General features: G+C 65.6%; 21 protein-coding genes. 14 read left to right on the top strand and 7 right to left on the bottom strand.

Annotated features, from left to right (window positions below; translation table 11 throughout):
• Positions 1-759 (top strand): hypothetical protein (locus DYI42_RS05490; protein WP_213544917.1); only part of this gene is annotated, 759 nt, incomplete at its 5' end.
• 9 nt (positions 760-768) lie between these two features.
• Here the strand turns inward: DYI42_RS05490 and DYI42_RS05485 are convergent.
• Together DYI42_RS05485 and DYI42_RS05480 are read right to left on the bottom strand one after the other, a co-directional pair.
• Positions 769-984 carry a DUF2945 domain-containing protein gene (locus tag DYI42_RS05485; RefSeq protein ID WP_213544916.1) on the bottom strand — a complete coding sequence of 72 codons (216 nt, stop codon included), beginning with the start codon at positions 982-984 and terminating at the stop codon, positions 769-771.
• Between the two features lie 51 nt (positions 985-1035).
• Positions 1036-2079, bottom strand: a complete 1044-nt coding sequence (locus tag DYI42_RS05480) for an NAD(P)/FAD-dependent oxidoreductase (protein ID WP_213544915.1) — start codon at positions 2077-2079, stop codon at positions 1036-1038.
• A gap of 45 nt (positions 2080-2124) precedes the next feature.
• Between DYI42_RS05480 and DYI42_RS05475 the strand changes: the two genes are divergently transcribed.
• Together DYI42_RS05475 and DYI42_RS05470 are read left to right on the top strand one after the other, a co-directional pair.
• Complete coding sequence (locus tag DYI42_RS05475; RefSeq protein ID WP_213544914.1) at positions 2125-2550, top strand: cupin domain-containing protein; 426 nt, start codon at positions 2125-2127, stop codon at positions 2548-2550.
• A gap of 8 nt (positions 2551-2558) precedes the next feature.
• On the top strand, positions 2559-3437 hold the full coding sequence (locus tag DYI42_RS05470; protein WP_244867576.1) for a fatty acid desaturase: 879 nt from the start codon (positions 2559-2561) through the stop codon (positions 3435-3437).
• Positions 3438-3475: 38 nt separating this feature from the next.
• Here the strand turns inward: DYI42_RS05470 and DYI42_RS05465 are convergent, their stop codons facing one another.
• Positions 3476-3844, bottom strand: a complete 369-nt coding sequence (locus DYI42_RS05465; protein WP_213544912.1) for a hypothetical protein — start codon at positions 3842-3844, stop codon at positions 3476-3478.
• A 222-nt stretch (positions 3845-4066) separates the two neighbouring features.
• Positions 4067-5179, bottom strand: coding sequence for an anhydro-N-acetylmuramic acid kinase (locus tag DYI42_RS05460; protein ID WP_244867575.1), 1113 nt, complete (start codon positions 5177-5179; stop codon positions 4067-4069).
• 69 nt (positions 5180-5248) lie between these two features.
• Here DYI42_RS05460 and tyrS point away from each other — a divergent pair, with 69 nt between their 5' ends.
• From tyrS to DYI42_RS05435, 5 genes are all read left to right on the top strand, one after another.
• The gene (tyrS, locus tag DYI42_RS05455) at positions 5249-6502 is read left to right on the top strand and encodes a tyrosine--tRNA ligase (protein ID WP_213544911.1); all 1254 of its coding nucleotides are present in this window, start codon (positions 5249-5251) and stop codon (positions 6500-6502) included.
• A gap of 116 nt (positions 6503-6618) precedes the next feature.
• Entirely contained in the window at positions 6619-7734 is a 1116-nt protein-coding gene (locus tag DYI42_RS05450; protein WP_213544910.1) for a zinc ABC transporter substrate-binding protein, read from the top strand.
• Between the two features lie 52 nt (positions 7735-7786).
• Positions 7787-8695 carry a 3-keto-5-aminohexanoate cleavage protein gene (locus DYI42_RS05445; RefSeq protein ID WP_213544909.1) on the top strand — a complete coding sequence of 303 codons (909 nt, stop codon included), beginning with the start codon at positions 7787-7789 and terminating at the stop codon, positions 8693-8695.
• A gap of 33 nt (positions 8696-8728) precedes the next feature.
• Positions 8729-9076, top strand: a complete 348-nt coding sequence (locus DYI42_RS05440; RefSeq protein WP_213544908.1) for a hypothetical protein — start codon at positions 8729-8731, stop codon at positions 9074-9076.
• Complete coding sequence (locus DYI42_RS05435; RefSeq protein ID WP_213544907.1) at positions 9067-10464, top strand: carnitine 3-dehydrogenase; 1398 nt, start codon at positions 9067-9069, stop codon at positions 10462-10464. Before DYI42_RS05440 ends, DYI42_RS05435 begins: the two co-directional genes overlap by 10 nt.
• Before the next feature lie 80 nt (positions 10465-10544).
• Here the strand turns inward: DYI42_RS05435 and DYI42_RS05430 are convergent, their stop codons facing one another.
• Positions 10545-10967: a MarR family winged helix-turn-helix transcriptional regulator gene (locus DYI42_RS05430; RefSeq protein WP_213544906.1), complete on the bottom strand. Its 423-nt coding sequence runs from the start codon at positions 10965-10967 to the stop codon at positions 10545-10547.
• Between the two features lie 65 nt (positions 10968-11032).
• Between DYI42_RS05430 and hmgA the strand changes: the two genes are divergently transcribed.
• Together hmgA and fahA are read left to right on the top strand one after the other, a co-directional pair.
• Entirely contained in the window at positions 11033-12388 is a 1356-nt protein-coding gene (gene hmgA, locus DYI42_RS05425) for a homogentisate 1,2-dioxygenase (protein WP_213544905.1), read from the top strand.
• A 75-nt stretch (positions 12389-12463) separates the two neighbouring features.
• Positions 12464-13720: a fumarylacetoacetase gene (gene fahA, locus DYI42_RS05420; protein WP_213544904.1), complete on the top strand. Its 1257-nt coding sequence runs from the start codon at positions 12464-12466 to the stop codon at positions 13718-13720.
• On the opposite strand, the gene DYI42_RS05415 is transcribed toward fahA, so the two are convergent.
• The gene (locus DYI42_RS05415) at positions 13717-14277 is read right to left on the bottom strand and encodes a DUF2585 domain-containing protein (RefSeq protein WP_213544903.1); all 561 of its coding nucleotides are present in this window, start codon (positions 14275-14277) and stop codon (positions 13717-13719) included. The two genes, fahA and DYI42_RS05415, sit on opposite strands and share 4 nt — an antisense overlap.
• Positions 14278-14348: 71 nt before the next feature.
• Between DYI42_RS05415 and DYI42_RS05410 the strand changes: the two genes are divergently transcribed.
• The 4 genes from DYI42_RS05410 to DYI42_RS05395 all read left to right on the top strand — a co-directional run bounded on the left by DYI42_RS05410 (position 14349) and on the right by DYI42_RS05395 (position 17600).
• Positions 14349-14705 carry a VOC family protein gene (locus tag DYI42_RS05410; protein WP_213544902.1) on the top strand — a complete coding sequence of 119 codons (357 nt, stop codon included), beginning with the start codon at positions 14349-14351 and terminating at the stop codon, positions 14703-14705.
• A gap of 67 nt (positions 14706-14772) precedes the next feature.
• Complete coding sequence (locus tag DYI42_RS05405) at positions 14773-15723, top strand: MBL fold metallo-hydrolase (protein ID WP_213544901.1); 951 nt, start codon at positions 14773-14775, stop codon at positions 15721-15723.
• 55 nt (positions 15724-15778) lie between these two features.
• A complete protein-coding gene (locus DYI42_RS05400; protein WP_213544900.1) occupies positions 15779-17404 on the top strand; it encodes an FAD-dependent oxidoreductase in 1626 nt (541 codons plus the stop codon).
• A 4-nt stretch (positions 17405-17408) separates the two neighbouring features.
• Complete coding sequence (locus DYI42_RS05395) at positions 17409-17600, top strand: DUF2783 domain-containing protein (protein ID WP_213544899.1); 192 nt, start codon at positions 17409-17411, stop codon at positions 17598-17600.
• A gap of 5 nt (positions 17601-17605) precedes the next feature.
• Here DYI42_RS05395 and DYI42_RS05390 read toward each other — a convergent pair whose 3' ends face one another.
• A complete protein-coding gene (locus DYI42_RS05390) occupies positions 17606-18334 on the bottom strand; it encodes a Crp/Fnr family transcriptional regulator (RefSeq protein ID WP_213544898.1) in 729 nt (242 codons plus the stop codon).
• Positions 18335-18336: the final 2 nt, after the last annotated feature.

The following is an 18336-nucleotide window of genomic DNA, read 5'->3' as shown; positions in this document are numbered from 1 at the left end:
AGGCTGGGCGCACCCCAGCAGCCCGGCTCACCGATGCGCCTCATCACCACAGTCCTCCTCCTCGCCACCCAGGCCGCCGCCGAGCCCCTCTTCGACGGTCGCGCGCGGCTCACCCTGCCCGAGGGCTTCACCCAGACCGGGACGACCGAGCAGGGCCTCACCTTCGCCACACGACCCATCTGGGAGGCGCTCACCCTCAAGGGCGACTATGCCGAACTCGCCCGCATCGCCCGCGCCGACGCCATCTTCTTCGGCACCGATCATCCCGATTGCGCCGCCGAAGCCGCCTTCCCCTACCACCTCTCCTGCAAACCCGCCGCAACCCTCACCGTCGAGCTCTTCGATCTCGCCACGCCGCTGGGCGAGGCGAGCCTCGTCACCCGCTTCACACCCCAGCTTGAAGCCCCCTGGCAAGCACACGGCCTCGCCGCGCTTCAGGCCCGCTACTGCCCGCCGCCGCACCACGGCACGCACAGCGCCACGGCGCTCACCTGCTTCCGCCGCGATCTCGTCACCGAGCGGCCCACCGTCGCCCAGCGCCTCATCCTGACCAAGAGCCACGCGATAGAGATCACCGCCCAGAACGGCCTGCTCGCGGCCCAGATCAACATCGCCCTCTTCGGAGACACCCGCGCCGCCGCCCCCTCCCGCGAGGAGGCCCAGCGCGCCTACGAGGCGCTGCGCACCGGCTATTGGGGCGGCCTCACGCCCGAGGCATTGGCAGGAGAATCTCTTCTCGAGGCGGTGAGCCTCCCCTGACGCAGGGCCTCACGCCTTGCGCACCTCGCTGGCCAGCTTCAACACCATGTCACCATCGGCCTGCTCAATGTATAGGGCCGGATCATCCTTCGTGCCCTTGCGCGTCACCGCCTCGCCCTGCGGCTTGCGCTCCACCGTCTCTGCATGAACCGATTGCACGCGGCCCTCGGCCACGCCCTGCCCCCAGTCCCATTCCACCCGGTCGCCTTTTTTGACATCGCGCATCGCATTCTCCTTTTCAAAGCTCCCGCTTCAACGCGCAAGCCGCCAAAAGGATCACCCGAAGCGCGCCGCCCGATAGGGCGCCAGAAGCTCCTGCACCGCGCCGCCCATCTCGGCGGCCACCAGCTCGCCCATCAGCGCCCCCAGCGTCACGCCCGAATGCATCACCGCCAGCCACAGCCCCTCCGGCCCGCAGGCGCCCACCACCGGCAGGCCGTCCCCGGGCACCGGGCGCCACGCCAGCCGCGCCTCCGCCATCTCCATCGCCACACCGGGGAACATCGCCCTGAGCCGCTCCAGCGTGGCCAGCGCCATCGCCTCCGCGCTTTCTGGCAGCGCCTCGGTGGCATCGGCCTGATGGTTGGGCGAGGTGGGCGCAATCAGGCAGCCCTCCGCATCCTGGCGGATCTCCATGCCGCCCGGCACCAGAACCGGCGCAAACCGCATCTCCACCGGCGTTGTCCGCAGCACCACCGCGGGCCGGGTGAGCATCGGTAGCGCCACGCCGAGCGGTTCGACCAACTCCGCCGCGCCCGTGCCCGCGCAAACCAGCACCCGGTCTGCCGCCACCACGCCGCCCGCCACGGCCACACCCGTCACCCGGCCGGCCTCCACGACGATCCGCTCCACCCGGCACCCGCTCACCACCCGCGCTCCCGAGGCCTCCAGCAGATGCCGCGCCACCGCCGCCGCCTCCACCACGCCTTCCGATGGCATGAACCACGCGCGCTCCGGCACCGCCTCCAGCCCGGGCACCTCCTCGCGCAGCTCCGCCCCCGTCCAGGCTTCCACCGGGTAGCCGAAGCCCTCCAACTCGGCGACGCTTACGCTCTCCCAGTTCAGGCAACCGGACCAGTCCACCAGCCGCCCAAGCTCATCCTCGAGCCTGTGCCAGGCCGCCATCGCCTCCTGCCGCAGCCCGAAGTGATGCGCGTCGTGATAGAAGCTCGCATTGATCCAGCCGAAACTGGCCGATGTCGCCGCACCGCCCGGCGCACCGGCCACCACCACCACCACCTCGGCGCCCGCCTGCGCCAGCCGATAGGCGCAACTCGCCCCGATCAGCCCGCCGCCCACAATCACAACCCGCTCGCCCATGGCGCACCTCTTCCGCTTCTCTCCACCCAAGGCTAGCCTCTCGCCATGGACGCACAAGAGATCATCGACCGCTTGCGGCTGGAGCCTCACCCGGAGGGCGGCCACTACCGGCAAACATGGGTCGAAACACCCGCCACGGGTCGCCCCTCCGGCACCTGCATCTATTTTCTGTTGAAGCCCGGTGAACGCAGCCACTGGCACCGGGTCGACGCCACAGAGATCTGGCACTTCTACGCGGGCACCCCCCTCACCCTCCGCCTTGCGGAATCCGAAACCGGCCCCGCCACGCGCCACACCCTTGGTCCTGACCTCGCCACAGGAGCGCCCCAGCTCATCGTGCCCAAAGACCACTGGCAGGCCGCCGAGGCCGCGCCAGAGGGCTGGGCTCTCGTCGGCTGCACCGTCTCGCCCGGCTTCTCCTTCGAAGGGTTCACCCTCGCGCCGCCCGGTTTCGACATCCCCGAAGGATGAACCGCCCGATGGATCACAAGGCCCTCCTCGCCACCCTTTCGGCAGAAGAGCGCGCCCGCCTCACCGCCCGGCGCAACGGCCCGGCCCTCGCCCGCCTCGCGGCGCAGCTCGGCGCGCTTGCCCTGATGGCCGCCTACATCGCAGCCGCCCTGCCGCTCTGGTGGCTGATGCTCCTGCCCTATGGCATCGCGCTCAGCTTTCTCTTCACGCTGGAACATGAGTGCACCCACGCCACGCCATTCCGAAGCCGCTGGCTGAACGAGGCAACGGGTCATGCCACCGGCGCGCTGATCCTGCTGCCGTTCCTGTGGTTTCGCCACTTCCACTTCGCGCACCACCGCCACACGGGAGACCCGGCGCGCGACCCCGAGATCGCGGGCCACCCCCGGCCCGGCACCCGCGCCGCCATGGCGCTCTACCTCACCGGATGGGGCTACTGGCGCGGCAACCTCACCGTGCTTGCCCGCAACGCCCTCGGGCAAACCGCCAGCTACGTGCCCGAGCGCAAGCGCGCTGCCGTCACATGGGAGGCCCGCGCCCATATCGCCGCCTATGCCGCGCTGCTCGCGCTCTGGCCCGCTCAGGCGTTCACCCTCTGGCTCCTGCCGCTGCTGATCGGCCAGCCCGCCCTGCGGCTTTACCTGCTGGCCGAGCATGGCCTCTGCCCGCCGGTCGCCAACATGCTCGCAAACACCCGCACCACGCTGACCACCCGGTTCGTCCGAGCGCTGGCCTGGAACATGCCCTATCACGCCGAGCATCACGCCTACCCGGCAGTGCCCTTCCATGCGCTGCCCGCCTTCCACGAAAAAACCCGGGCTCACCTCCAGCAAGTGAGCCCGGGCTATGCCGCCTTCACGCGGGGCTACATCCGCAGCCTCCGCTGACCACTCAGCGACATTCCGATTTCTGTACCTGAAACCTCTCAGCGGCAGCCCTTGGCCACGTAGACCGCCCGCGACGCATCCCGGCGGATAGCGGCATCCTGCACCACGTTTCCGCCAATCTCGGCTGCGATCCCGGCTTTCTTGCCGCGCCCGATCAAGGCGCCGACAACCTGAAGGCCCTTGCCCTTCGCGGCGCCCTTGCCCGCAATCTTTGCGGCCTTGCCATATTCCTTCGCCAGCGCGCCACACCGCTGCTTGCTGTATTTGCCAACCAGCCGCTGATACTTCGCCGCATCCTCGCCGCGATAGCCGTGGCTCTTTGCGCTCGCCACGGGGGCCGCCTGACCCGCGCTGGCAATCATCGCCGAGGCGGCCAGCACCGCCAGAACCGTTCCCAGAACTCTCATTGTCGTCTCCTCATGTCCAAGGCCCTTCACCTTGACCACGAGTGCTAGCGCCGGAACCTGCCGGGGGTCACGTGACGAATGCCGTCATGCAGGCCGCGCGGCGGATTTACCTGCCGGGGCTTTGCAAAAGTGCATATGCATAGGATGTGCATCGAATGTGCATCAGTTCTGCATAGCATCTCATAACGGTTAATGCGCCCAGTCGGCACGCCGTCATGGCATTCATGCAAAGCTCCCGGAGGGTTCCGACACAACGCCACCGCCCACAGCCGCCCGCACGCCGGTGGTGCCCGGCCAGGAGGTTGCCAGGCCCTTGGCCACACGCACCGCGAGGTAGCCAAAGGCTTGAGCTTCCAGCATATCTCCGTCGAGGCCCACCTCTTCCACCGGCATCACCGGGCAGCCGAGGCCTTCCGCGATCATCCGCATCAGCACCGGGTTCTTCCGCCCGCCGCCCGTCACCAGCACCCGCTCCGCCGGCGCCGGAAAATGCTCCTGCCCCAGCGCCACCCCAAGCGCCGCCGCCGCCGTCAAAGTCGCCGCCGCATCCGCGTCCGACAAGCCCGCAACCTCCTGAGAAAGCGCATGAAAATCACCCCGGTCGAGAGACTTCGGCGGCAGCTTGAAGAAGTAGGGATGCGCCGCGAACCGCTGCAGAACCGCCTCATCCACAACACCCTTCGCGGCCAGGAGTCCGCCCTCGTCAAAGGCCAGCCCAAGCCGCGTGGCCACAAGGTCGTTCACCGGTGCATTCGCAGGCCCGGTGTCAAACGCCAGCATCGCCTCCGGCCCCCGGGCCGGGTCGATCCATGTGACGTTGCCCACGCCGCCAAGGTTCAGGAAAACAAGGGGATTTTCCGCCTTGATCCAGCGCGCCAGCGCCCAATGATAGGCCGGAGCCAACGGCGCGCCCTGCCCGCCCATGTCTACATCGCTGCTGCGAAAATCCCAGACCAAAGGCCGCCCCAGCGCCTCCGCCAGCACCCGCCCGTCGCCTGCCTGATGGGTGCCGCGCCCGCCCGGATCATGCGCAAGCGTCTGGCCATGAAAGCCAACGATATCAACGCCGTCGATCAGCTCTTCCAGCAGCACCCCATGGGCGGTTTCCACCACCTCAGCCGCCTCGGCCACGCCCGCCTCGCCCGGCCAGCGCCCCAGCGCGGCCCGGATCGCCGCCTGCTCGGGCCCTGAGTATTCGCGGTAAGCGCTTGGCCCAAAGCCAAAAATCTCCTCCCCGTCGGTCTCGATTACCGCCGCATCCACGCCATCCAGCGAGGTGCCGCTCATCGCCCCCAATGCCCTCATGCGGGCCTGTCCCTTGGCCTTTTTCAACATGGCCTTCCCCTCTTGCCTGCCTGCCAGTATGAGGGGGGCTCAATCCACTTCGCAACATGGAAAAGAGCGATGACCTACCACCCCAAATCGGACTTCATGGCCGTGATGATAGAGCGAGGCTTCCTGGCGGATTGCACCGACTATCAGGGCCTCGACGAAGCACTGGTTCAAGGCGTGGTCCCGGCCTATATCGGCTACGATGCCACGGCCAAATCGCTCCACGTCGGCCACTTGCTGAACGTCATGATGCTGCGCTGGCTGCAAAAGACCGGCCACAAGCCGATCACCCTGATGGGCGGCGGCACCACCAAGGTGGGCGATCCGAGCTTCCGCGCCGATGAGCGCCCGCTGCTGACGCCCGAAGTAATCGACGACAACATCGCCTCGATGAAGAGCGTCTTCGCCAAGTATCTCAGCTACGGCGATGCCCCCACCGATGCGCTGATGCTCAACAACGCCGAGTGGCTCGATGGCCTCAACTATCTGGAATTCCTGCGCGATATCGGTCGGCACTTCTCGGTCAACCGGATGCTCAGCTTCGAGTCCGTCAAGTCGCGGCTCGACCGCGAGCAATCGCTCAGCTTCCTCGAATTCAACTACATGATCCTCCAGGCCTATGACTTTCTGGAGCTCAACCGCCGCTACGGCTGCCTGCTCCAGATGGGTGGGTCCGATCAGTGGGGCAACATCGTCAACGGCATCGACCTCACCCGCCGCGTGCTCGACCACGAGATCTACGGCCTCACCTCGCCCCTGCTGACCACCTCGGACGGCAAGAAGATGGGCAAGAGCCAGGGCGGCGCGATGTGGCTTAACGCCGACATGCTCAGCCCTTACGAGTTCTGGCAGTTCTGGCGCAACACCACCGACGCCGACGTGGGCCGCTTCCTCAAGCTCTACACGGAGCTTCCCGTTGATGAATGCGAAAGGCTCGGCGCGCTAGAAGGGTCGGAGATCAATGATGCCAAGATCCGGCTGGCCAATGAGGTGACAACCCTCTGCCACGGCGCCGAGGCGGCAGCGGCGGCGGAGGCCACCGCGCGCGAAGTCTTCGAGAAGGGCGGCGTGGGCGATGATCTGCCAACCCTCACCGTGACGGCGGCAGAAGTGGCCGAAGGAATTTCGGTGGTGCAGCTCATCACCCGCTCCGGCCTCGCCAAATCCGGCAAGGAAGCCAAGCGCCTGATCGCCGACAACGGCGCCCGGATCGACGATGCCCCGCTCACCGACGCGGGCCTGATGCTCGACGCCGCCGCTCTGTCTTCGCCGGTGAAGCTTTCTGCCGGCAAGAAACGCCACGCGTTGGTGGTGCTGGAAGGATGATTTAACAATAACTTACGGCGCGACTCTCATCCAGTCGCGCCGATCATCGCCAATTAACGACTTGCGATGTTATATCATTACACCTACACCCGCTCCGACTCATATCGGAGACCCAGATGCGCCTCATTCCTTCCCTCGCCGCCATAATCATTGCAACGCCCGCGCTGGCAGACCCCAAGGTCATCGCCGACCTGCCCCCGGTCCATTCCCTCGTCGCGCAGGTCATGGAGGGCGTCGGCACCCCGACCCTCTTGCTCGATCAGGGCGGCTCCGGCCACAGCCTCTCGCTGCGCCCCTCGCAGGCCAGTGCCGCACAGGAGGCCGACCTGATCTTCTGGATCGGCCCGGCGATGTCACCCGCCCTCGAAAAGCCCTTTGAAACTCTTGGCGAAAACGCCCATGTCATCGCCCTGATGACGGCCCCCGGCACACTCATCATCGACACCGCCGACTCCGAGCCGCATACCCATGACGGCGAAGAGGGCCACGATCACGAGGATCATGCAGAGGAAGGCCATGACCACGATCATGACCACGAGGAGCATGCCGAAGAGGGGCATGACCACGACCACGATGAGCACGCCGAAGAGGGGCACGATCACGACCACGATAAGCACGCCGAAGAGGGGCATGACGACGACCATGCGGCGCATGCCGAGGAAGCCCACGACGACCAAGATCACGACCACGCCGAAGACGGCCACGATCACCACGACCACGGCCCCGAAGACCCTCACGTCTGGCTCTCGCCCGAAAACGCCAAGACCTGGCTCGCGCTGATCGCCGAGGAACTCGCCGAACATGATCCCGACAACGCGGCAACCTACGAGAGCAACGCCAAAGCCGCGATTGCCAACATCGACACGCTCACCGCCCAGATCGAAACCACCCTCGCGCCCTTCGAGGGCCGCGAATACCTCGCCACCCACCGGGCCTTCGCCTATTTCGAGGCCCGCTTCCACCTCGCCCCTGCCCAAGCCCTCACCGGCATCGACGGCGGCGCGGCCGGGCCTCGTGCGATGGAAGAGGTTCGTGAGGCCGCGGAGGACGGGATCACCTGCCTCATCACCGAGCCCGAAACCAAAGAGGCCACGGTGGCCACGCTGACCGAAGGCACGGCGCTCGAGGCCCACTTCCTCGATCCCCTGGGCCGTGACATCGCCCCCGGCCCGCAGCAGTACACCCAGCTTCTGCAAAATATCGCAGCCACTTACGCGGATTGCCTCAAGTGATTGCGCCGAGGCGACATCGTCCCTAACCTCCTTCCAAAGGGAGGACCAACCGATGCCGCTCACCATGTCCCGCGAGGTCTTCATCACCTGCGCCCTCACCGGCGCGGGTGGCACGCAAGACCGCTCGCCCCACGTCCCCCGCTCGCCAAAGCAGATTGCCGAGGCCGCCCGTGACGCGGCACTCGCCGGGGCCGCCTGCGTCCACGTCCACGTCCGCGACCCTGAAACTGGCGCACCCGCTCACAGCCCCGCCCTCTTCCGCGAAACCGTCGAGCGCATCCGCGACCTCGAGCCCGACATGGTGATCAACCTCACCTGCGGCTTCGGCGGTGATGTCATCTTCGGCCCGCCCGACCGGCCTCTGCCTCTCTCGCAGGAGAGCGTGATCCTCACCGCCCAAGAGCGTGTGGCCCACGTGGCCGAGTGCCTGCCCGAGATTTGCACCCTCGACTGCGGCACCATGAACTTTGCCGAGAACGACTACGTCATGACCAACACGCCCGGCATGCTCCGCACGATGGCGAAGGCCATGACCGACCTCGGCGTCAAACCCGAGATAGAGGCCTTCGACACCGGCCACCTTTGGCTCGCCCGGCAGCTTGTCTTCGAAGGCGTGATCGAAGACCCCGCACTGGTGCAGCTGTGCATGGGCGTGCCCTGGGGTGCCCCGAACGATCTGACGACCTTCAACGCCATGGTTTCCGGCATCCCCGAGGGCTGGACCTTCTCCGCCTTTTCCCTTGGGCGCGATCAGATGCCCTATGTCGCCGCCGCGGTCCTCGCGGGCGGACACGCCCGTGTCGGGTTGGAAGACAATCTGATGATTTCACGCGGAGAGCTGGCCACCAACGCCCAGCTCGTCGAGCGGGCGGTGCAGGTGATCGAGAGCCTCGGGGCTCGGGTGATGACGCCGCAGGAAATGCGTGACAAGCTGTCTCTCACCAAACGCGCCACCATTTAGAGATTTCGTAAACCATTTCAGGGAGACTATTCGATGAAACGTATTGCCCTTGCCCTCGCATGCCTCGCCACACCCGCCGCCGCCGAAGTCCCGCCCTGGGCCGGATACTGGGCCGCAGACCCGGCCTGGTGCGCAAACACGCAAGGGGAAGTGCCCGAGGCGCCGATCTACCTGGCTGACACCGAGTTCCTGGGTTACGAGAACGGCTGTGATATCGTGGTGGCCGAGCCGCACCCCTCCGGCTCCGCCTGGTCGGTGACGATGAGCTGCATGGGCGAAGGCGAAAGCTATGAGCGCGATGTGCTGCTCATGCTCTCGGCCGACGATCACCTGTTCTGGTGGGATGAGGGCTACATGGTCGAGCGCACGCGATGCCGCTGAAGGCCGCGATCCTCGGCACAGGCGTCATCGGCGCCGGATGGGCCGCCCGCTTCCTGCTTGCGGGCTGGGATGTTGCAGTGCACGATCCGGCACCGGGCGCCGAGGCCCGGCTTTCGGCCACGCTCAACGCCGCCCGCCGGGTTCTTCCGATGCTCTCCGAGGTTGCCTTGCCGCCCGAAGGAGCGCTGAGTTTCGTCACCTTGGAAGAGGCCGCCGACGGCGCGACATGGGTGCAGGAGAGCGCGCCAGAACGCCTTGATCTGAAACATGAAATCTGGGCCGAAGTGCAGCGCCACGCCCCGGCTGATGCGGTGCTGGCCTCCTCCACCTCCGGCTTCACCCCGACCGCGCTCAACGAGGGCAAGGGCCGGGTGATCGTCGCCCATCCGTTCAACCCGGTCTACCTGATCCCGCTGGTCGAGCTGGTCGGGCAACACACCGGCAACGCTGCCGAACTGTTGCGCAGTATCGGGATGTATCCGCTTGAGATCTCAGCAGAAATCGACGGCCACATCGCGGATCGCTTGCTCGAGTCCGTCTGGCGCGAGGCCCTTTGGCTGGTCAACGACGGCGTCGCCACCACCGAGCAGATTGACGAGGCCATCCGCATGGGCTTCGGCCTCCGATGGGCGCAGATGGGCCTCTTCGAGACCTACCGCCTCGGCGGCGGCGATGGCGGCTTTGCCCAGTTTCTCGCCCAGTTCGGCCCCGCACTCAAATGGCCCTGGAGCCACCTGACCGACGTTCCCGACCTCGATGATGCGCTGGTGCAAAAGATCGCCGCGCAATCCGATGCGCAATCGGGCCACATGACCACTGCCGAGCTGACGACCCTGCGCGATGACAACCTCGTCGCCCTCCTCCGCGCCCTCAAGCAGCGCGATGCCGGCGCGGGCAAGCTGCTGAACACGCATGACAAATCCATCACCCCACCGCCCCCGCCGCCGGGCCCTGAGCCGCTCCTGACCCTGCGCCGGACGATCCCGGTGGATTGGACCGACTACAATGGACACATGAACGAAAGCCGCTATGGCCAGCTCTGGTCGGACGCGGGCGACACGATTCTTGTCACCATCGGCATGGGCCCCGACAGCCCGGGTGCGCAGGGGGCAAGCTGGTTTACCGTCGACAACCACATCAAATATCTCACCGAGGTGCACGCGGGCGAGGCCTGCGAAGTGCGCACCGCCGTGCTTCTCGCCGAGGGCAAGAAGCTCAGGCTGCACCACGAGATGTGGGTCGGCAACACCCTCTCCGCCACCTGCACCCAGCTTCTGCTGCACATCGACATGGCCACCCGCCGCTCCGCCCCGCCCACGCCGGAGGTGGCCGAGAAGTTGCGAGCCTATGCCGAGGCCCATGCCACCTTGGCCGCCGCCTTCGGCTGACCCGCCGTGCAGCTCATCGGTCCGTTCGGCCCTCTTCGCAGCTGCTAGGAAAGGCCGAAGGGCCTTGAGGGGCTGCCCCGTTACAGCCCCGCAATCTGCCGCAACACCTGGCGCACCACCTCTGCATCGGCCTCAGGCACTCCGCGCAAAAGGGTCGCGTCATGGGCCTCCGCCAGTGCCGTTAGTTCCGTGAACGCGTCACGCCCCTGAGCGGTCAGCGACAGCACCTCACGCCGCCGGTCCTCCTCCACCTCGCGCCGGGTCAGAAACCGCCGCCCCTCCAGCGCCGCCACCGCCCGACTCACCTTCGTCTTGTGAATCATCGCCCGCTCCACGATGTCTCGCGCCGACATCTCGCCGTAGCGCCCGAGGTGAAACAGCACCCGCCATTCGGTGCGAAGCATACCGTAGCGCGCCTTGTATTCCCGTTGAAATTCAAGGCTCGCGGCCTCGGCGGCCTGGTTCAGCAGGTAGGGAAGGAAGTCTGTCAGATCAAAGCTCATTCTCTCGTGATGCCTCTTGTTAGTTACATTTTCAACTATTATCACCGCGCCAAGGAGGACGCGCCATGAACGACCAATCCAAGCCCGCCGGCCTGACCCAGGCTCCGAGCCACATCGGCACCACCCCCGGCTACATGCCCGGCTTCGCCAATGACTTCGAAACCGAGGCGCTGCCCGGCGCTCTGCCACAGGGCATGAACTCGCCTCAAAAGTGCAACTACGGCCTCTATGGCGAGCAGCTTTCGGGCACCGCCTTCACCGCCGATCCGCCCGAACGCACATGGACTTACCGGATCAGGCCCTCCGTCAAACACTCTCACCGCTACGAGCGGATCGACCTGCCCTACTGGGTCTCCGCCCCCAACGTGGTCGACAACGTCACCTCCCTCGGCCAGTACCGCTGGGATCCGGTGCCGCACTCCGACGAACCGCTCACCTGGCTCACCGGCATGCGCACCATGACCACGGCGGGCGACGTGAACACGCAGGTCGGCATGGCCAGCCACATCTACCTCGTCACCGCCTCGATGGAAGACGCCTATTTCTATAGCGCCGACAGCGAGTTGCTGGTCGTTCCTCAAGAGGGAAAGCTCCGCTTTGCCACCGAGCTCGGCGTGATCGACCTGGCCCCGCAGGAGATCGCCATCCTCCCCCGCGGCCTCGTCTACCGGGTCGAACTGCTGGAAGGCCCCGCCCGCGGTTTCGTCTGCGAGAACTACGGCCAGAAGTTCGAGCTGCCGGGCCGTGGCCCCATCGGCGCCAACTGCCTCGCCAACCCGCGCGACTTCAAGGCTCCCGTCGCCGCCTTCGAAGACCGCGAGGTGCCCTCCACCCTCACCATCAAATGGTGCGGCCAGTTCCATGAAACCAAGATCGCGCAAAGCCCGCTCGACGTCGTCGCCTGGCACGGCAACTACGCGCCCTATAAATACGACCTGAGCACCTACTGCCCCGTCGGCGCGATCCTCTTCGATCACCCGGACCCGTCGATCTTCACCGTGCTCACCGCTCCGTCCGGGGTGCCGGGCACGGCGAACATTGACTTCGTCCTCTTCCGCGAGCGCTGGATGGTGGCCGAAGATACCTTCCGCCCGCCGTGGTACCACAAGAACATCATGTCCGAGCTGATGGGCAACATCTACGGCCAGTATGACGCCAAGCCGCAGGGCTTCGTCCCCGGCGGAATGAGCCTGCACAACATGATGCTCCCTCACGGCCCCGACCGTGACGCCTTCGAAGGCGCCTCCAACGCCAACTTGAAGGCCGAAAAGCTCGACAACACCATGAGCTTCATGTTCGAAACCCGCTTCCCCCAGCACCTCACGGCCTTCGCCGCCGATGAGGCGCCCCTGCAGGACAACTACATCGACTGCTGGGAGACGCTGGCCAAGAAGTTCGACGGAACCCCTGGCAAGAAGTAACGTCGGCCGGTTCATCCCACCCTGCGCCCGGCGTAGGGTGGGCGAAACATCATTACCCCAAGGAATGCGCGCACAATGCCCCTGATGAAAAGCTGGGTCACTTCGGCCAACGCCGAAAACCACCCCTTCCCGCTCAACAACCTGCCCTACGGCGTCTTCTCCGTGGGCAGCGAAGAGCCGCGCTGCGGCGTCGCCATCGGTGACATGATCCTCGACATGGAAGCTGCCGAAGCAGCTGGCCTCGTCACCCTCGCCGATGTGCCGGTCTTCGACGTGCCGTTCTGGAACGAAGTGATGGAGCTCGGGCCCAAAGCCTGGGGCGAGTTGCGCGCCACCCTGACCGAGCTGCTCTCCGAAGGCTCCGCCAAGGCCGCTGCCCTGCGGCCCATGCTGGTGCCGATGGCCGAGGCCGAGCTGCACATGCCCTTCCTCGTCTCCGAATACACCGACTTCTACGCAGGCCGCCAGCACGCCACCAACGTAGGCACCATGTTCCGCGGGGCCGAAAACGCCTTGCCGCCCAACTGGCTCCACATCCCCATCGGCTACAACGGCCGCGCCTCCACCGTGGTCGTCTCCGGCTCGCCGGTGCATCGCCCCAACGGCCAGACCAAGGCGCCCGATGCCGAGTTGCCCAGCTTCGGCCCCTGCAAACGCCTTGATATCGAGCTTGAGATGGGCGCCGTGGTCGGCACCTCCTCCGAGATGGGTCAGCCCGTCAGCGTGGCCGAGGCCGAGGCCATGATCTTCGGTTACGTGCTGCTCAACGACTGGTCCGCCCGCGACATTCAGGCTTGGGAATACCAGCCCCTCGGCCCGTTCCAGGCCAAGGCCTTCGCCACTACGATCAGCCCGTGGATCGTGACCACCGCCGCGCTGGAGCCCTTCCGCTGCTCCACCCCCAAGCGCGAGAAGCCCTTGCTTTCCTACCTCGAAGAGCCCCGCCCCGGCCTCTTCGATATCAAGCTCTCGGCCTCGATCCAGCCCGAGGGCGCGGCCAAGGCGACGGTGTTCTCAAACACCAACTACAGCGAGATGTATTACTCCGCCGCCCAGCAGCTTGCCCATCACAGCACCTCCGGCTGCGCCATGAACGCAGGCGACCTGCTTGGCTCGGGCACCATTTCGGGCCCCGAAAAATCGTCCTACGGCTCCCTGCTCGAAGTCACTTGGGGCGGCAAGGAGCCGCTGCCTCTCGACACCGGCGAGACCCGCACCTTCATCGAAGATGGCGACACGCTCACGCTGGCAGGCCATTGTGAAGGCGATGGATACCGCGTGGGCTTCGGAGAATGTACTGGCAAGATCCTTCCGGCGATCGCATGGCCCTAACCTGCACCCTGCCACGCCTTCACCGCCTCCAGCGGGTAAAGCAGCATGAGCACGTTCAGGGCCAGTCCGTCGCGGATCATCCATGTTGTGAAGGCTTCAAACGCCAGGGCCAGCAAGACGCTGGCCCAAACGGGCAGCTTTCGCGCCAGCGCAAAGCCAACCCACATCGCCGCGATGTCGCTCACCGAATTCAGCACCGAGTCGCCGTAGTAATCGAGCGAGATGGTGACGCTTCGGTAATGCTCGATCACCTTGTCGGTGTTCTCCAAAAGCTCCCAGCCCGCTTCGACCGCCGTCGCAATCGCAAAGCGCCAGCCCAGCGGAAGCTTCCAGGCCACCAGCCAGAGCAGGCCGTAAAACAGCAGGCCGTGGATGATGTGGCTCGGCGTATACCAGTCGGTGATGTGCTGCGAATTCTCGCTCGACACGACCGCGCCATGCCAGAACTTCACATAGCCGCATTTGCAGATCGGCTCGCGCCCCCACCACAGCAGCACCGCCGCCATGGCCACCGTAACGGCCAGCGCCACCCAATAACCGTAGTGCACACGTTTCATGGCCGCACAGAAGCACGCAGGGCCGCGCAAGCCTATATCAAGGCGGCAGTTTTCGCGCCGAGTGTTGCGCCATGACCCTTGGGCTAGATCACCTGCAACTGGCGATGCCTGCCGGAGAGGAAGAGGCAGCCCGCGCCTTCTGGTGCGGCATTCTCGGACTGGCTGAGTTGGAGAAGCCCGAGGCGCTCAAGGCGCGCGGCGGACTTTGGTTTGAGCTTGCCGGGGCCGAGCTGCACCTGGGCGTCGAAACGCCCTTCGCTCCGGCAAAGAAGGCCCACCCCGGCCTTACCACGCCCGACGCAGAGCAAACCGCTCAGGCCCTGCAGGCGGCGGGCCACCCGGTGGCTTGGGATGAAAGCATCCCCGACCGCAAACGCTTCTTCTCCGAAGATCCCTTCGGCAACCGCCTTGAATTTCTCGAACCCTGAGCACCCCGTGCTCTCAATACCCTGCCGGACGCGCGACACCGCCGGCATGAAGAAAAGGAAACGCACCATGGCCAAAGCCTTCGCCTCCGCCGGAGACATGACCGAAAAGAAAATCAGCTTCACCGAAGTCGGTGAGGGCCTCTATGCCTTTACCGCAGAGGGCGACCCCAACTCGGGCGTCATCATCGGTGACGAGAGCGTGATGATCGTCGAGGCGCAGGCCACCCCGCGCCTTGCAAACAAGGTGATCGACTGCGTCCGCTCGGTCACCGACAAGCCTATCAGCCACGTGGTGCTCACCCACTACCACGCCGTCCGGGTGCTCGGCGCCTCGGCCTTCGGGGCCGATCAGATCATTATGTCCGACACCGCGCGCAGCATGGTTGCAGAGCGTGGGCAAGAGGATTGGGACAGCGAGTTTGACCGCTTCCCGCGCCTCTTCGAGGGCCACGAGAGCATCCCCGGCCTGACCTGGCCCACCACTACCTTCACCGGCCGGATGAGCGTGTTTCTCGGCAAACGCCGGGTCGACCTGATGCAGCTTGGCCGCGCTCATACGGCGGGCGACATCGTGGTGCATGTGCCCGACCAGAACGTCATGTTCACCGGCGATATCGTCGAATACCACTCCGCCTGCTACTGCGGCGACGGCCACTTCGGCGACTGGGGCAAAACGCTCGATGCGATCAAGGCCTACGACCTCGACGCCATCGCACCGGGCCGGGGCGACGCCCTCGTGGGCAAGGAGATGGTCAACGCCGCCCTCGAGAACACCCGCGATTTCGTCGCCTCCACCTATGCCCCCGCCGCAAAGGTCGCGGCCCGGGGCGGGACGCTGAAGGAGGCCTGGGACGCCGTGCGCGCCTCATGTGACCCGAAGTTCGCCGACTATGCCATCTACGAGCACTGCCTGCCCTTCAACGTCGCCCGCGCCTTCGACGAGGCACAGGGCATCGACACGCCGCGCATCTGGACCGCCGAGCGCGACAAGGAGATGTGGGCTGCATTGCAGGGTTGAGCCGCAGCACGCCACGCAGGGTGCACCTTCAGGTGCACATCCCGGGAGGAACAAGATGATCCACGACCGTTACCAGCTAGCCTTCAAGCTCTACCCTTACGAAAAACACGCCGACCAGCAGGCCTCCAAGCCGGTGCGCCACGCCGCCGTGGTGATCGGCGGCGGGCCCATCGGGCTGGCCACGGCGCTGGACCTCGGCTTGCAGGGCCTGCCCGTTGTTGTGCTCGATGACCACGAGGGCGTGGGCCAGGGCTCGCGCGCCATCTGCTTCTCCAAGCGGTGCCTGGAGATCGCAGATCGCTACGGCTTCGGGGAGCAGGCGCTTGAAAAGGGCGTCGTCTGGAACCTCGGCAAGGTGTTTCACGAAGATCGCAAGGTCTTCGAGTTCAACCTGCTGCCCGAGGCAGGCCACAAGTTTCCGGCCTTCATCAACCTGCAGCAGCCGTACTTCGAGAAGTTCCTCGTTGAACGCATCCGGCAAGCCAACGCAGCTGGCGCGCAAATCGAGCTTCGCGGGCGCAACCGGCTCGACGGGCTCACCCAACACGAAAGCCACGTGACGCTGGATATCACGACTCCCGACGGCCCCTACCAGATCGAGGCCGATTACGTGGTGGCCTGCGACGGGGCTGGCTCGCCGACCCGAAAACTGATGGGCCTGGACTTCGAAGGCCGGGTCTTTCAGGACAGTTTCCTGATCGCCGATATCACCATGGATGCCCCCTTCCCGACCGAACGCTGGTTCTGGTTCGAGCCGTCCCACGGCGCTGGCGCGTCCACCCTGCTGCACAAGCAGCCCGACGGCGAGTGGCGCGTGGACTTCCAGATTGGCTGGGACGTGGACCGCGAGGAAGAGCTGAAAGAAGAAAACGTGCGCCGCCGGCTCGATGCGATGCTCGGGACCGATGTGTCATACAATATCGTCTGGACATCGATTTACACCTTCCAGTGCCGCCGGATGAAGGCGTTTCGCCATGGCCGGGTGCTCTTTGCAGGCGATAGTGCCCATCAAGTGAGCCCATTCGGCGCGCGCGGCGCCAATTCCGGCATGCAGGACACGGACAATCTGGGCTGGAAACTCGGGCTGGTGCTGCGCGGCGAGGCGCCCGACGCCTTGCTGGACAGCTACTGTGCCGAGCGGCGCCATGGTGCGGATGAGAACATTCTCAATTCGACCCGCTCCACAGATTTCATCACCCCGAAATCGCCCGTCAGCCACCTGTTCCGCAACGCAGTGCTGGACCTGGCCGAACACCACGCCTTCGCCCGCCCGCTCGTCAACTCCGGTCGGCTCTCCTTGCCCTGCGTTTATGACCACGGGCCTTTGAACGGTCCGGACGCGCTTCCGGGCGGCCCGGCCCGCACCCGGCCCGGGGCACCCTGCCCCGATGCGCCGCTGTCGGAGGGGTTCCTGCTGTCGCGGTTGCAACAGGGCGGCTTCACCCTGCTGCACATCAATTGCGAGAGCCACGCCCCCCCCGATGACCTGCCCGTGCCGGTATCCTGTGTGACGGTCGAAACCGAGGCTGGCGCGACCGAGGCGTTCGCAGAGCGTTATCTCGGCACAGCCACGAAGGCCGTTTACCTGCTCCGGCCCGATCAGCACGTAGCTGCGCGCTGGCATCATGCGGACCCTTCAGAGGTGGCACACGCGCTGCGGCACGCCTTGGCCATGGAGTGACAATATGCTGAGAACAGACCCCAACATCTCCGACCCCGATGGCTTCTATGCCGAACTCATCGCCGCACACGACGGGCTGAGCGAAGACCAGAGCGCCGCACTCAACGCGAGGCTCATCCTCATCCTCGCCAATCATGTCGGTGACATGGGCACGTTGCGCGAAGCGCTTGCCGCAGCGCGCTCAGCGGCCCGCTGACAGGGTTACATGAGGGGGCGAACGCGCGGCTCTTCCTGCTCGATCCCGGCGATGTTTCGCAACTCGTCCATATCGTGGAGGAACAGCTTTCCATTGCGCCACGTCGCCAACTGGCGGTCTCGCAGCTTGGCGAGGCTCTTGTTCGTGTGCACGAGTGACAGCCCGAGGGCATCCGCCAAGTCCTGTTGGCGATACGGCAATGTCATTTCGCCATTGCGCGTCATCCCCAGCGCTTCGCCACGTTGGTGCAGCTTCACCAGCGCCCAGGCAATGGCTTCAACCGCGTTGCGTTGGCCAACGCTTAACAGAGCTTCGCCGAGGAAGTGCTCCTCTTCTGCAGCGATCCATGTAACGTCAAACGCCCGCTCGGGGTGGGCACGGAAGAAATCCCACAACGCGCCTCGATCGAAGACGCACAAAGTCATCGCCGTTGTCGCCTCAACGGAGTGACCCATCTCCCCCATAACGGCGGCCTGAAGTCCCAGAAAATCACCGGGGAACACGAAGTTGACAACCTGCCTGTCGCCGTTTTCCAGCAGCTTGTAGCGCAGGCCCACGCCGCGCAGCGTGGTGTAGAGCTGGGGGCTGTTCGATCCCTCCATCAGGATGGGCGTGCCAGGCTCCACGCTCAGCTCTCCCGATTTGAACTCGCTCATGAAGCGCAGCTCCCGGTCGGAGAGTTGTTTGAAGATGGGTTTGCGCCGAAGCGGGCAATTGTCGCATGCCGTGGCCATGG

The organism is Vannielia litorea, from assembly GCF_018424695.1.
Taxonomy (GTDB): Bacteria; Pseudomonadota; Alphaproteobacteria; order Rhodobacterales; family Rhodobacteraceae; genus Vannielia; species Vannielia litorea_A.
The sequence above is the reverse complement of the archived record's forward strand: the minus strand, read 5'-3'. Positions and strand labels throughout refer to the sequence as shown.